Here is a 14,710-nt window from a genome sequence, read left to right on the forward strand (position 1 = left end):
AATTTTAAGCTTGTACACTTAAAACTACCTTACACTTGTAATCAAAATCTTGTTCAGTTTTCAAAGATCTACTCTTGTTTGTTGCCGTTTAGTTATCACCAACGCAACATATATAACTATACTACATTGATTAATGAATGTCAACAGATAAACTCAATTAATTTAAATTTATTTAACTCAACATTTAATTACAAAGCTCAAACAGCAGTTAACATAATACAATATTCTCAGCTCAAACGCAAGAGATACAATTAAAATAATTAATTCAGTTCATAATCAATGACTATTAATTATTAGCAAATCACTTTATCTCTCTCACTGAGCATTTACTACTATACATGCGCTTAAATACTTTGTCAACACTTTTGGTCAAAAAAGGTCAAACTTTTTTATTTTTAGCTATTTCACAACTAACTTCTTTCATCAAACCCCTCTAAATAGCCATTATTCAATCATAGGCCATGAAACAAAAAGAGCAATTGCACTTCGAGTGCAATTGCTCTTTTATTCTACTATATATAATAATTATTTCTTTTTATCCTCATTTTGCGGATTATCAGTATTATCTTCTGGTCTCATCGTTGGGAATAACAAAACATCTCGAATTGATGGTGCATCAGTTAAGAGCATTACCAAACGATCAATCCCAATTCCTAGTCCACCTGTTGGTGGCATTCCATACTCAAGAGCTTCAATAAAGTCTTCATCAATTCCTTGAGCCTCATCATTACCCTCTTCGCGTTCCTTAGCCTGTGCTTCGAAACGTTGACGCTGATCAATTGGATCATTTAATTCTGAGAAAGCATTAGCGTACTCATTACCCAAAATATATAATTCAAAACGATCAGTAAATCTTGGGTCATCAGCATTTTTCTTTGCCAATGGAGAAATTTCAATTGGATGACCATAAACGAAGGTTGGTTTCTTTAATTTTGGTTGAACAAACTGTTCGAAGAAGGCATTAATGATATGACCAACTTTCCAATATGATTCATAGTGAACCCCATGCTCGTCAGCCAATTTCTTAGCGTCTTCGTCTGACATCTTAGGCCAGAAATCAACACCAGTATACTTCTTAACGGCATCAACCATATGAATTCGATCAAATTCTTGGTTTAAATCAACTTCTTCACCTTGATAAGTCACCTTACCATCGTCACTAACGGCTTTTGCAGCTGCTCTAAAGATTCCCTCGGTCTCATCCATTACATCATGGAAATCAAAATATGCGGCATAAGTCTCAAGTTCTGTGAATTCAGGATTGTGTTCTTTATCCATTCCTTCATTTCGAAAGACACGACCAATTTCATAAACACGGCCCATGCCACCAACGATCAAACGTTTTAAATGAAGCTCGAGTGCAATTCGTAAGTATAAATCGATATTCAAAGCATTATGGTGAGTAACAAACGGACGAGCTGAAGCTCCACCGGCTGAAGTGTGCAAAACTGGTGTTTCAACTTCAGTAAAGTCCATTTTGTTGTCTAAGAAGTTTCTAACCGCCTTAATAATTTTGCTACGCTTTTGAAAACGTTCAAAACTATCTCGATTAGAAATCAAATCAAGGTAACGTTGACGGTATTTTTGTTCTTTATTCTGTAATCCATGATATTTATCAGGAAGTGGACGCAATGCCTTTGATAAAAAGGTAATCGAGGTTGCTCGAATCGTTAATTGGCCCATGTCTGTCTTAATCACTTCACCAGTGAAACCAAGAAAGTCTCCAATGTCGGCTCGCTTAAAAATATGGTATTGATCTTCACCCACAACATCTTTACGAACGTATACCTGGATCTTACCAGAACGATCCAAAATGTCAGCGAAGCCAACCTTACCTTTCCCACGTTTAGCCACCATACGTCCAGCAATGGTTGCTTTAACGTCTTTTTGCTCCAATTCTTCCTTATCATACTGGTTAAATTCTTTATCTAAATCCCTTGCCAAGTACGTTGGCTTAAAGGCATGACCAAAGGGATCAATTCCTTCATCCCTCAGTTCTTGCATTTTCTCTCTACGAACTTTTAATTGGTCGTTCATTTTCTTCTCTTGTGCCAATTCAAATCCCCCAAACTAGTAACTTACATTCATAATAACATAATTAATCATCGATATTATGCATTTTTCCGCGCATTTCGTTTTGCATCTTTTTCAAGGAAATCATCAAAAATCTGATCCATTTCTTCTTCAGACTCCGCATTATTTAATTTAACTTTCGTTCTTGCAGAGTGGGAAATTCCCTTTAAATAATACGCAGCTTGTCCCCTAAATTGTCTTGGACCAACGTAATCACCCTTGATCTTAACCAATCCATGCAAATGCTCTTTAGCAGTATTAATCTTTTCTTCCACACTAGGTTCGGGAATTAATTCACCCGTTTCCAAATAACGCTCAGTTTGCTTCAAAATCCATGGATTACCTTCCACAGCTCTCCCCATCATGACCGCATCACAACCAACTTCATCAATCATTTGTTTTGCCTGTTGTGGGGTCGTAACGTCACCATTTCCAATGAATGGAATGGTCAAAGCATCAGCAACTTCTTTTAGGATTTCCCAATTAGCATGACCAGTGTACATCTGTTTTCTAGTCCGTCCATGCATGGCAACCGCAGAAGCTCCAGCGGCCTCAGCTGCTAACGCATTTTGAATGGCATAAACATGATCTTCATCCCAGCCAGTCCGCATTTTAACGGTCACTGGTTTTTGAACCGCGTCCGTTACATACGAAACCATCTCATAGACTTTATCCGGATCAAGTAACCACTTGGCCCCCGCGTCGGTTTTTACAACCTTATTTACCGGGCACCCCATGTTGATATCAATGATATCGGCAGCCGTTTTTTGATCAATAAACTTTGCCGCTTCCACCAGGGTCTCCTTAGTTCCACCAAAAATTTGAATACTCATTGGGTGCTCATTAGGATCGACATTTACCATGCTTAACGTTTTTTTGTTATTGTACATAATTCCACGATCAGAAATCATTTCACAGACCACTAATCCGGCACCGAACTTTTTACAAATAATTCTAAAAGCTGAGTTAGTAACTCCAGCCATTGGAGCTACAACCAATTGATTTGGGATCGTTACATTACCAATTTTCCACTCCATTTTTTCACCTCATCTAAATTGTTTCCAAACATTTTATATAATACCATATTAAAACAAAAAAGAGCGAACCGCTCTCTAGCTCGCTCCGTAGTGTTATTTATCTTTATTATTTAACATTTCCACAAGCTCATCTTCTGAAAAATCATACTTTTTACCACAGAAATTACATACCACCTGAGCTCCGTGATCCTCATCAATTAATTGTTGCAAATCCTTTTTCCCAATTCCAGCAATGTCTTTAGCAAATCGTTCCTTAGAACAATTGCATACAAATTCAACGGGCAGATGATCAACAATATCCAGTTGGTCCTTACCAAACAACTCATCTAAAATATGATCTGGATTGGGATCTTTTTCCAGCATCGATGAAATGCTAGGAGCCGTTTTTAAGGTCTTTTCTAATTTATCAATGGCCTCATCCGAAGCCCCAGGCATCACTTGAATCAAGTATCCGCCGGCACTTTGAACGTTATTTTTTCCATCAATATCAACGGAAACACCCACAGCAGATGGGATTTGTTCCGACTTGGCGAGATAAAAGGTAAAGTCATCACCAATTTTTCCACTTGCAAGAGGAACATCACTGGTATATGGCTCACTGGTTCCTTGGTTTTTAACAACCTCTAGAAATCCATTCTTACCAACACCCTTGGCAACATCAATCTTGCCATCTTGAGTTAAGGGAAGATTAACGTGTGGGTTTTGAATGTAACCCTTAATATGACCCTTGGCATCCGCATCAATCACCATTCCACCAACTGGACCTTGGCCATTTAGTCGAACGGTCATACTTTCCTTTCCCTTCAAAACAGAAGCCGAGAGCATCAAGGTGGCCGCAATGGTTCGTCCCAATGCCGCGGTTGAAGTGCTCCAGGTGTCATGAATTTTTTGAACGTAACTCACGATTCCCGTGGCATTTAACCCGTAAACCCGAAACATTCCGTCCTTTGTAAGTGCTTTAACTAATACATCATTTTTATCACTCATTTTATTCACTCCTTATATTAAAAAAGAACGTGGGTTATAATCCCAACGTTCTTTTTGTTTATTGATCTTGATTATCAGAATTTGGGTGATCTGAATTGTCATGATTTTCATCGTGTTTCTCTTCAGAATGATCAATTTCCTTTTCAAGTTTCTTTTCGTGTTCGTGTTCCTTTGCATCAATGGCTTTCTTAGCTTGTTCGAAAGTCTCATTTTCGCTTGGATACTCGTCACTATTTTCTGAATGTTCAGGCATCTTACCAGTCTTATACAAACTCAAGATTTCCTTTTCATCCAATGTCTCGTACTTGAGAAGTGCATCCGCAATGGCCTTATGCTGCTCACGATGACCCTCAATGATCTTCTTGGCTTCACTGTGAGCCTCATCAATAAAGTATTTCACTTCATCATCAATCTTGGTTGCAGTTTCCTGTGAGTACTTAGGTGCAGCATATGGATCTTGGTTAGGACTCTCAAGTTCAACGGTTCCAATCTTATCACTCATCCCGTACTGAGTAACCATGGCACGGGCAAGATTAGTAGCCTGTTCAAAGTCATTGGAAGCTCCAGATGATTCAGAATGGAAGACAACTTCTTCAGCCGTTCTACCACCCATTAATCCAGCAAGTTGTTCTTGAGCATTTTTCTTCGAAATTAATTGCTGATCTTCCTTTGGTAGCATGATGGCGTATCCACCTGCACGACCTCTTGGAACAATCGTAACTTTATGAACAACTCGGGCATCATTTAGTACTAATCCAACAATGGTATGACCAGCTTCATGGTTAGCCACAATTTGACGTTCGTGTTCATTGATAACCTTATTCCGCTTAGCAGGACCGGCAATAACTCGATCTTCAGCTTCATCCATATCGGCTGCATTAATCTGATTATCGCCATTTCTTGCTGCCAGTAATGCGGCTTCATTTAGTAAGTTAGCTAAGTCAGCTCCCACAAATCCAGGGGTTTGTTTAGCAATTTCATGAAGATCAACATCGGGAGCAAGTGGCTTGCCTTTGGCATGAACCTTTAAAATAGCCTCTCGACCACGAACATCTGGTTGACCAACTAAAATTTTACGGTCAAATCGACCTGGACGAGTCAAAGCTGGATCAAGAACATCAGAACGGTTAGTTGCGGCAATGACAATGACACCTTCATTCCCTGTAAAACCATCCATTTCAACTAATAGTTGATTAAGGGTTTGTTCACGTTCATCGTGACCGCCGCCCATTCCGGATCCACGTTTTCGTCCAACGGCATCAATTTCATCAATAAAGATGATTGCTGGTGCATTTTTCTTGGCTTGGGCAAATAAATCTCTAACCCGGCTAGCACCAACACCCACAAACATTTCAACGAAATCTGATCCAGATAATGAATAGAATGGAACATTTGCTTCACCAGCAACCGCTTTAGCTAGCAAGGTCTTACCGGTACCAGGAGGTCCCTCAAGTAAAACACCTTTGGGAATGACGGCACCAAGTTTAGTAAATTTCTTCGGATCCTTCAAGAATTCAACAACTTCAACCAGTTCTTGTTTCTCTTCATCTTCACCAGCAACATCACTAAACTTAACACTACTCTTGACTGGCTTAGCCTGACTCTTGCCGACTTTCATGACACCACCGGCACCACCGCCAGCTCCACCAGCTTGTTTCATCATAATGTAGAACAAATAGATGAAGATTAATAATGGTAGAACTGAGATGGCTAGGTTCAACCAAAAACTATTCGATTGTGTTTCTTTGGTACTCATCGGTACCTTGTTCTTGTTAGCCAACTTGGTAATCTGACTAACGGATGAATCGTTCTTTAAAACACTAGTAGTGAATCCATTTACCTTAGTGTAGTTATTGTTACTAGACTTGGTAAGTTTTCCATTACTAAAGTTAAGCGGAATTCCATTATTCTTCTGCTTAACATTTTGGGGTTTCTTGTACTGACCAGTTATTTTATATACACCGCCAGAAGGTTGAACAGAGAAATTCTTGACTTTATTCGTCTGCAAATCATTAGTAAATTGACTTGAACGAATTCCCTGAGTTTGAGTGCTTTGTGATCCGCCACCACCAGTGACCAACATAATAACACCCATGACAACCACAAAGATGATGATATAAAATAGACTACTCTTAAAAAGCCCATTTTTATTATTTTTCATTTGTGCCTCCCAATCTTATTTCTCGAAAAGATAACAAATAGAATGTTATCACTTTTACTTTAAATGAACGACCGTTTAGGCCGAATAAATTGAAGGTTTTAAAATTCCAATGTATGGCAAATTACGATAAAAACCCTTGTAATCAAGTCCATAACCCACAATAAATTCATTTGGAACATTAAATCCAACGTAATCTGCCTTAGCAGAAACGACCCGTCCCTCGGGTTTATCAAAAATGGTACAAACTTTAATTGAGTTAGCTCCTCGATCTGAAACTAAATCTTCGAGAAATTGAAGGGTTCTTCCCGTATCAATAATATCTTCAACAAAAATAATGTCACGACCACTAACATCACTGTCAAGATCACGGATGAGCTCTACCTTTCCGGTTGAGGCAGTTCCACCCTTATAACTTGAAACGTCTACAAAATCAATATCTAAGTATATGTCCATCTGACGAATAATATCGCTCATAAATAAAACAGCACCAGTAAGTACGCAAACCACTAGTGGCTTTTTGTCCCGATAATCATTACTTAACTGTTTTCCCAATCTTCTTACCGCAGCGGCAATGTCTTCTTGACTATATAGAACCCTCTCAATATCGTCATTCATTTGTTACATCCTTTCGCGTAACTAAAAGTTCATACCCGTTTGTCGCACTTGGCGACGACTTCCGACTTTCTTTGTAACCAATGATTGCTAAAACCTGTTCCTTACTATCTACCAACACCTTGACATGACGCCGTTTTTCACTTGGAACCTTTTGATTAATTAACAATCTTCTTAAACTTTGATGTCCGCCATTTTTAAGTTCAATGGTATCAGTCGGCTGACCACTTCTTATAGATAAAGGAAATTGCGCAGTCGCTAAATCGAAGTAACTAACACGATCGAATTTCCCCTTTGGAACATGATTCTTATCAAAAATTCCAAAGTTAAATCCATTATTATCGTAGTTCCACGTGTTTAATTTTACCACAAACGAACTTTTATCACGGTCTTCATCGTAATTGTTAGGAGATTGCTTAAAAAACATGATACTATTATAACTTTTTTCAAAAAAATAAGCATTTGAAATTTGCAATTTTCCTTGAGGTTTTTCAAAATCTTTAACTAAAGTCATGATTTCTGTAATTTGGTTGTCAGAAAGAGTAACTGAAGTTGTCAGTTTCTTTAGTAACGTTCGCAGTAAAATTGGTAGTTGATCTGTTTTAATTAAATCGGATCGAGCACTAACTCGGTCATTCTTTACCTTAAGATCTTGATGTTGCAAAAATGTTGAGGCCAATTCTTCCGCCCCAGCAATCTCAGACTGTAAGTTTTTAGCAAAATTAGCAAGATGGGATATTACTTGAGGATTTTCTTTCATTAGGTTCGGTAAAATTTGGTTCCGAATTCGGTTTCGCAAAACCTCTTCTCCAAAATTAGTCTCATCTTCGTACCAAACTAACCCATGACTACGAGCATAAGCCCGAATATTATTTTTTGAGAAAGATAACATTGGGCGAATAATCTTACCATTATGAAACGGCCGAATTGGTTGAATTCCCTGGCACTCCATTAAATTTCCGCTTCGAATCAGTTTCATGAGGACAGTCTCAGCCTGGTCATTGGCCTGGTGAGCGGTTAAAAGAATTGTGGCACCCTTTTCATCCATTACCTTAGTAAAAAAATGATACCGAAACTGACGTGCTCTGGCTTCGATTCCACTATGAATGTCATTAGGGTCCCAATTTCCAACCATTAACTCAAGGTGATGGTTCCTACAATATTCAGTTATAAACCGCTCTTCAATGGTACTTTGCTCTCTTAAATGATGATTAACGTGGGCAACGATGATTCGAGGCTTTATCAGCTTAGGTAAATGCTCCAACAAGTTCAATAACACCATGGAATCAACCCCCGTTGACACGCCAACCACAACTGGTTGAGCTTCATTCCACCAGTGTTCCTTATTAATTAATGAATTAATTTGACGTTGTAAATTCAAATTAACCTCCAAAACAAAAAAGCCGAGCAGATTGCTCAGTTATTCGTTCATTAACTACGACGGCCACCACGGCCACCGCGTTTACCTTCTGTGTTTTTCTTGATTACGGACATCCGACTTTCGCTTTCTTTCATGAAATCTGAAAGTAAGTCATCAAAGCTTTCATTCTTACCCTTATGGCCATTCCGATTGTCGTGGCCACCACGATGTCCATGATTCCCATTATTTGCGTGTCCATGGTGTGAATGCTCATCATGATTATGTTCACCATGATGTGAATGTGATCCTTCGCCTGGATGATCAGAAGCCTTGCGGATGGATAAGCCGATCTTACCGTCATCCCCAATGCTCAAAACCTTAACGGTCACTTCATCGCCAACAGACAAAATATCATGAATATCCTTCACGTAACCATCAGAAACTTCACTGATATGAACCAATCCAGTCTTGTGATCGCCTAGATCAATAAAAGCTCCAAAATTAGTAATTCCAGAAACTTTTCCAGTGACTTTCTCTCCAACCTTAATTGCCATAAAAAAGCCATTCCTCCTAATAAATGTTGAGTTAATTATAACATAATACTTCAAAGTAAAATAAAAGAAGATTACACAATCGTAACCCTCTATTCATTACCAATATTACTATTCTGTGGGAAACTGTAAACTGTTTCGCCCGGTTTTGTGTAATAATATTTGGCTCGCATCAATTCCTGAAGATAATTCTTGTTATTTAACAGCTTAATCTGTTCATTAAGCCCTTTTTCTTTTTGTTTTTCCACCCGATAATCCTGTTGCTTTTCAGTAATTTGGGCGTTTACTTCGTGGATTTGATTCATTCCATCAACAATTTGCCATCCAAGTGCAATAATAACCACAGCAAAAACCGCTACGATCGCCATGAGACGTTTAGTTCGTTTATTAACTTTAGGACGATTCTTTTGTTGATTTTTCTTATTTTTCCTTGAAGCAGAATTCAAATACTCTACATTATTATTTCTGTTCATCAGAAATGCCTCCACAAGTTTATATGATCATAATAACACAAGCCAATCCAGAATATAATATTAATTTAACAATAATTATTCTAACTCATCGTTTTCTGCTTTATAATCACGATCGTATGTTTCGCTGATTGTTTTATACATGGTATCAGAGTCAGCTTTTTTAGTAGTATCTAACAATTGCAAAACTTCTACCGTTAAATTCTTATTCCCAAATTTAATTAAAATCTGATCACCAACAGAAACTTTACTTGAAGATTTTGCTGGTTCTCCATTTACAAAAACCCGTCCCTGATCAGCAATTTTTTTAGCAATCGGACGCCGTTTTATAATTCGTGCAATTTTCAAAAATTTATCAATTCTCATTTAATCTTATCTCCTACAAATCGATTTAGAATCGGAATCATTTCTAATTCGGAAGCACTGAGGACTTTCCCCTTTAAACACATTCCTAGGAACACAATGGCTCCCACTGGGATGACCACCATCAGCTTAACGATATCCATTAGTCTACTTCCATTACCCAAATAATAATTAAGTAACCATCCTAGTAATCCAATCACAATCATCATTACTATACTGATGGCCGCTACTTTTATCAGAAAGTCTACCCTAAAGATATGTTCATGAACTTGCTTGGGACTGGTATACCAGTTAACCAAAAGAACCACTGCTAAAGCAATGATGGTTGATAAAGAGGCTCCCATAATTCCAAAGTGAACAACAAATATTCTAGTTAAAGCGAGCTTACATAATAATCCACCAAAAATTGCTACTGCCGTACTCTTAAAGTTATTGATACTTTGTAAAACCGAATTAAATGCGGTTACCATCGTTGCAAACAGGATACTGAGGCAATAAATGGCAAGGGTCAGATCCAAATCATAACTCCCGAACAAAAGGTGGTTCAGTTGAGGCATGATACTAATTAATCCAAAGGTAACTGCCATCGTTACCACCAGTGTAATCCGCATACTGTGTTTTACCAAGGTCTTAAAGGACTTTTCTTTTCCAGTATGGTAATAGTAGGCCATCTGGGGAAGAACCGTGGACGAAATCGCCGTTCCAATTACCAATCCTAACTGAACAATGGGTTGTGCCCGATCATAGATCCCCTTCTGGGTTTGGGCAACGAGATTACTTAATCCGCTGGCAACTAGCCCGTTTTTCACTGTAAACGAATCCACCAGCTGCATTAAAACCATCAAAGCCGCTAGGATGCTTAAGACACCACCCTCTAGGACAATTTGCTTGGTTAAAGTCACATAGTTAAACTTTAAATCAGCCAAATGAAAATGCCGAAAAAGGTGGTGAGATTGACCAAGCAAAATCACGGCCGCAAACACGGCAGCCACCGGTGCTGATAGCATGGCTAAAGTTCCCATGTGATATAAGTTCCAATGTTGAGCAGCTGCTAGGTAAGCAACCACGATAATCATGGCAACCCGGACTACCTGCTCCACTACCTGAGAAGTAGCCGTCGGAATCATCTGCATCGAAGACTGATAATATCCCCGAATGTCAGCTAACAGTGGCATTAATAAGAACATCCAGCTGACTGCTTGAATCACAGGCTTTAGTTCAAGATCTCCCATTAAAGTAGCAATTTCAGAAGAAAACAGTTGAAGACCGGCAAAGATCACCACTGTAATGATCGTCAAAATTACCATGATTTGAAAGAACAAAGTCTGCTTTGCTTCCTCCGTGTCCCGTTCCACAATCAGTTTCGAAATGAAAGCCGGCAGACCAGTCAACGCAAATGCTACTCCAATGCCATAGATCGGATAAACCTGCTGATAAATGTAGAAACCAACGTTTCCAACAAAGTTTTCCAGTGGGATGCGATAAACCGCACTCAGCACCTTTGAAATAATGGCAGCAATGGAAAGAATCAAGGTCCCGCTAATAATTTTCTTATTTGTCTTTTGATTCATGCTCTTCTTGTTCCAATCTGATTTTACTTAAGCCACTAACAAACTTATACAACTGGCTTAACCAATCTTTGTCTTTCATCGTTGGTTGAACCACTAATTTAATCTGATAGCGTCCGTCCACAACCTTAACGGCTGATCGAAAGTCAGTATCAGCAATAGCCTTTAGGATATCCTTACTAGTGAACTTTTGGGTTCCCGTTTTACTGACGGTTACCATCAAATTGCTTTGATCCTTTCGAATCTTTTCAATTAAATCATAATCAGCCAACATTTTAATTCGGTCGATTTCAAGTAAATTAGCAACTTCAACCGGATACTCACCAAAACGATCAATTAAGTCACTTTGAAGTTCCGTGAACTGATCTTCGCTGTCCATCTGGCGAATCCGCTTATACAATTCAATCTTCTGTTGTTGATCTTCAATGTAGGTTGATGGCAGGTAGGCTTCAATGCCAAGTTCAACCTTCGAATCCGATTTTTCAACCACCCGATGCTGTCCCTTTTTCTTAGAAACTGCATCAGATAACATCTTAGTGTACATATCATAACCAACCGAATTGATGAAACCATGCTGCTGTTTGCCAAGCACGTTGCCGGCTCCCCGAATGGAAAGGTCCCGCATGGCCACCTTAAATCCAGAACCCAATTCGGTGAAATCCTTAATGGCTTCCAAACGATTCTCCGAAACCTCAGTCAAAACCTTGTTAGGCTGATACATAAAGTAGGCTTGCCCAACTCGATTACTACGACCAATTCGGCCCCGAATCTGATAAAGTTGGGATAGTCCCATGCGATCAGCGTCTTCAACGAACAAAGTGTTAGCGTTCGGAATATCAACACCCGTTTCGATAATGGTGGTCGTAACCAATACATCATAATCGCCGTTTACGAAATCGTACAGAATTCCTTCCATCTCGTTTTCAGACATCTGACCATTAATGGAAGCAATTCTTGCATCCGGTAGTAACGTCTGCAGTTTATCAACCGTTTGATCAATATCTTTGACCCGGTTATGCAGATAAAAGACTTGACCGCCCCGTTGCATTTCACGCCTGATTCCGTCCACGATGGAACCTTCATTTTGTTCCATCACGTAAGTTTGAATTGGATAACGATTAGCTGGCGGCGTCTCAATGACTGAAAGATCACGGACTCCCATCATCGACATGTTCAACGTTCGCGGAATCGGGGTTGCCGTCAACGTTAATACATCAACGTTCGACCTCAATTCCTTAATCTTTTCTTTGTGCTTAACCCCAAAGCGTTGCTCTTCATCCACAATGAGAAGTCCTAGATCATTGAACTTCACGTCTTTTGAAAGCAAACGATGGGTTCCAACCACAATGTCAATCTTGCCATCCTTTAAATCTTGAATGGTCTGGCGAGTTTGCTTGGGGGTATCAAATCGAGACAACACCCCAACTTTAACCGGGAACCCGTCAAAACGTTCCATCATCGTCTCATAATGTTGTTGAGCTAAGACCGTTGTTGGTACTAGAAAAGCGACCTGCTTTCCAGCTTCAACCGCCTTAAAGGCAGCTCTTAGGGCAACCTCGGTCTTTCCATAGCCAACGTCTCCGACTAATAAACGATCCATCGGATGTGGACTTTCCATGTCTTTTTTAATTTCATCCGTGCTCCGAATTTGATCTGGAGTCTCAGTGTAAGGAAAGGCCTGTTCAAATTCAGTCTGGTATTGATCATCAACCGGAAAAGCATAACCGGATTCAGCCTCACGTTTGGCATACAAGTCCACCAAATCATCGGCGATATCCTCTACTTTTGAAGCAACCGAACGCTTGGTTTTTGCCCATTCGGTACCACCAAGTTTATTAATTTTAGGGTGCTTATCTTCTGATGAAACGTATTTTTGAACCAGATTTAATTGATCAACCGGCACGTAAATTTTGGCACCTTTTTGGTAAGTTAAGGTCATATAATCCTGATGACGACCATCAACTTCCATGGTTTTCATACCATCATAACGACCAATTCCGTGGTTCACGTGCACAACGTAGTCCCCGGGTTTCAAGTCGGTATAACTCTTGATTCGCTCTGCGTTTGAAAAGGTCTGTCGTCTTACTCGTTTCTTCTTTTTTTGTTCGTTAACCCGTTTAAACATGTCTGATTCTGACACAACTGCCAGGTTAGCAGCCGGAAGGTCGAATCCATCTTTGAGGTTAGCAGACACAATCTGGGTTTTACCCTTAATAATATTATCAGTGGTCGATTCAATGGCATCGACTCCAAAATCGTTTAAAGTGGAAGAAACTTTTTCAACCCGTTTTTCATCACCAACCGCAATTACCACGGTCCGTTTTTCGGTTTGGTACCGCTGCATTTCAGCTTTAAACATCGGCATTTGCCCAAAGAAACGCTGCATGGGATGAACTTTAATGTCGATGATGTCGGAAAGCTTCATCCTTCCTAAGCCCTTTTGAAACAAAGAAAATAAGAGTGTGGCATGGTGATCATTTCTAGTAATCGTCCTAAAGTCTAATGACAACTTCTGATCGGAAAACAACTCATGATTGTCTGCAATCGACTCACGCCAGTTTTTTTCATCGTTTTCAAGTTGCTTATTAGCATCCCGAACCCGACTGTAGTCATCGTAGACGACCATTCCATTTTCAGGCAGATAGTCCAAAATTGACGTTTCTTTTTCGAAAATAAACTGACTATACTCGCTCCACTTTTGATCAATCGATTTTCCCTTTAGTCCATCAATTACCTGCTGAATTTTATCAACCAGGATATCACTGCCATCATCCTTAATGGCCTGATCTAATCGTTTTTGAAGTTCCTTAATTCCATGCTTTCGGTCCGCCTCACTTGGCAAGAAATCGGAAGCCGGCAACACGTTAATCTCATTGATGTTTTTAACACTCCGTTGCGTTGCAGCATCAAAATATCGCATTGAATCAACTTCAGTGTCGAAGAAGTCAATTCGAACGGGATAATCCGAGTTTAACGGATAAATATCCAAAATGGATCCCCGATTAGCGAACTCCCCAGGAGCGGCTACCATGTTTTTTCTTTCGTAACCCATCTGGACTAACTCTTGCTGGATCTTTTCAAGATCCAAATCGTCACCCACCTGAGCATGTAATTGGGCTTGATTAAAACTAACTGGCTCAGGTAAATAACGTTTTAATCCCGCCGTTGAAACAATTACTACGACCGGTTTCCCAGATTCAAGCGCATTTAATGCCCGAACTCGCTGAGCTCGATATTGGGGTGAACTCGTCGCAATTTCCGCTGCCACTAACTCTTCAGCAGGAAACTCAAAGACTTGGTCTGAATCCATGACATCATTAAACGACTCGGTCATTTGATCCGCATGATTCATCGTATCGGTAACGTAAATCGTTGGTTTTTGCTTATCATTAATTAATTGCTTTAAGAGTAGAGTCCGAGCGGAACCACTAGTTCCAGTAATTAACTGCTTGGTATCTGGATCAAGCTTGGAACTAATCTTCTCATATTGTGGCATTTCCCTAAGTGTTTCATCTAACTTCAAAAACT

General features: G+C 39.5%; 11 protein-coding genes. All 11 read right to left on the minus strand.

Annotated features, from left to right (window positions below; translation table 11 throughout):
- Positions 1 to 525: 525 nt before the first annotated feature.
- Complete coding sequence (gene lysS, locus LfDm3_RS05750) at positions 526 to 2,055, minus strand: lysine--tRNA ligase (RefSeq protein ID WP_010022815.1); 1,530 nt, start codon at positions 2,053 to 2,055, stop codon at positions 526 to 528.
- A gap of 56 nt (positions 2,056 to 2,111) precedes the next feature.
- A complete protein-coding gene (gene dusB / locus LfDm3_RS05755; protein ID WP_039144950.1) occupies positions 2,112 to 3,110 on the minus strand; it encodes a tRNA dihydrouridine synthase DusB in 999 nt (332 codons plus the stop codon).
- Between the two features lie 93 nt (positions 3,111 to 3,203).
- Complete coding sequence (gene hslO, locus LfDm3_RS05760) at positions 3,204 to 4,097, minus strand: Hsp33 family molecular chaperone HslO (protein ID WP_039144952.1); 894 nt, start codon at positions 4,095 to 4,097, stop codon at positions 3,204 to 3,206.
- 58 nt (positions 4,098 to 4,155) lie between these two features.
- On the minus strand, positions 4,156 to 6,258 hold the full coding sequence (gene ftsH / locus LfDm3_RS05765; protein ID WP_010022823.1) for an ATP-dependent zinc metalloprotease FtsH: 2,103 nt from the start codon (positions 6,256 to 6,258) through the stop codon (positions 4,156 to 4,158).
- Positions 6,259 to 6,333: 75 nt separating this feature from the next.
- Positions 6,334 to 6,873 carry a hypoxanthine phosphoribosyltransferase gene (gene hpt / locus LfDm3_RS05770; RefSeq protein WP_039144954.1) on the minus strand — a complete coding sequence of 180 codons (540 nt, stop codon included), beginning with the start codon at positions 6,871 to 6,873 and terminating at the stop codon, positions 6,334 to 6,336.
- Positions 6,866 to 8,251 carry a tRNA lysidine(34) synthetase TilS gene (gene tilS, locus LfDm3_RS05775; RefSeq protein ID WP_052236633.1) on the minus strand — a complete coding sequence of 462 codons (1,386 nt, stop codon included), beginning with the start codon at positions 8,249 to 8,251 and terminating at the stop codon, positions 6,866 to 6,868. Before tilS ends, hpt begins: the two co-directional genes overlap by 8 nt.
- Positions 8,252 to 8,301: 50 nt before the next feature.
- A complete protein-coding gene (locus tag LfDm3_RS05780; RefSeq protein WP_010022826.1) occupies positions 8,302 to 8,784 on the minus strand; it encodes a S1 domain-containing RNA-binding protein in 483 nt (160 codons plus the stop codon).
- Between the two features lie 89 nt (positions 8,785 to 8,873).
- The gene (locus tag LfDm3_RS05785; protein ID WP_052236634.1) at positions 8,874 to 9,254 is read right to left on the minus strand and encodes an FtsB family cell division protein; all 381 of its coding nucleotides are present in this window, start codon (positions 9,252 to 9,254) and stop codon (positions 8,874 to 8,876) included.
- A gap of 75 nt (positions 9,255 to 9,329) precedes the next feature.
- Positions 9,330 to 9,617, minus strand: coding sequence for an RNA-binding S4 domain-containing protein (locus tag LfDm3_RS05790; protein ID WP_039144956.1), 288 nt, complete (start codon positions 9,615 to 9,617; stop codon positions 9,330 to 9,332).
- Entirely contained in the window at positions 9,614 to 11,185 is a 1,572-nt protein-coding gene (locus tag LfDm3_RS05795) for a putative polysaccharide biosynthesis protein (RefSeq protein ID WP_052236635.1), read from the minus strand. Before LfDm3_RS05795 ends, LfDm3_RS05790 begins: the two co-directional genes overlap by 4 nt.
- A complete protein-coding gene (mfd, locus tag LfDm3_RS05800; protein WP_156112363.1) occupies positions 11,166 to 14,705 on the minus strand; it encodes a transcription-repair coupling factor in 3,540 nt (1,179 codons plus the stop codon). The genes LfDm3_RS05795 and mfd overlap by 20 nt, the downstream gene beginning before the upstream one ends.
- Positions 14,706 to 14,710 lie beyond the last annotated feature (5 nt).

Source organism: Fructilactobacillus fructivorans, from assembly GCF_000814735.1.
Taxonomy (GTDB): domain Bacteria; phylum Bacillota; class Bacilli; order Lactobacillales; family Lactobacillaceae; genus Fructilactobacillus; species Fructilactobacillus fructivorans.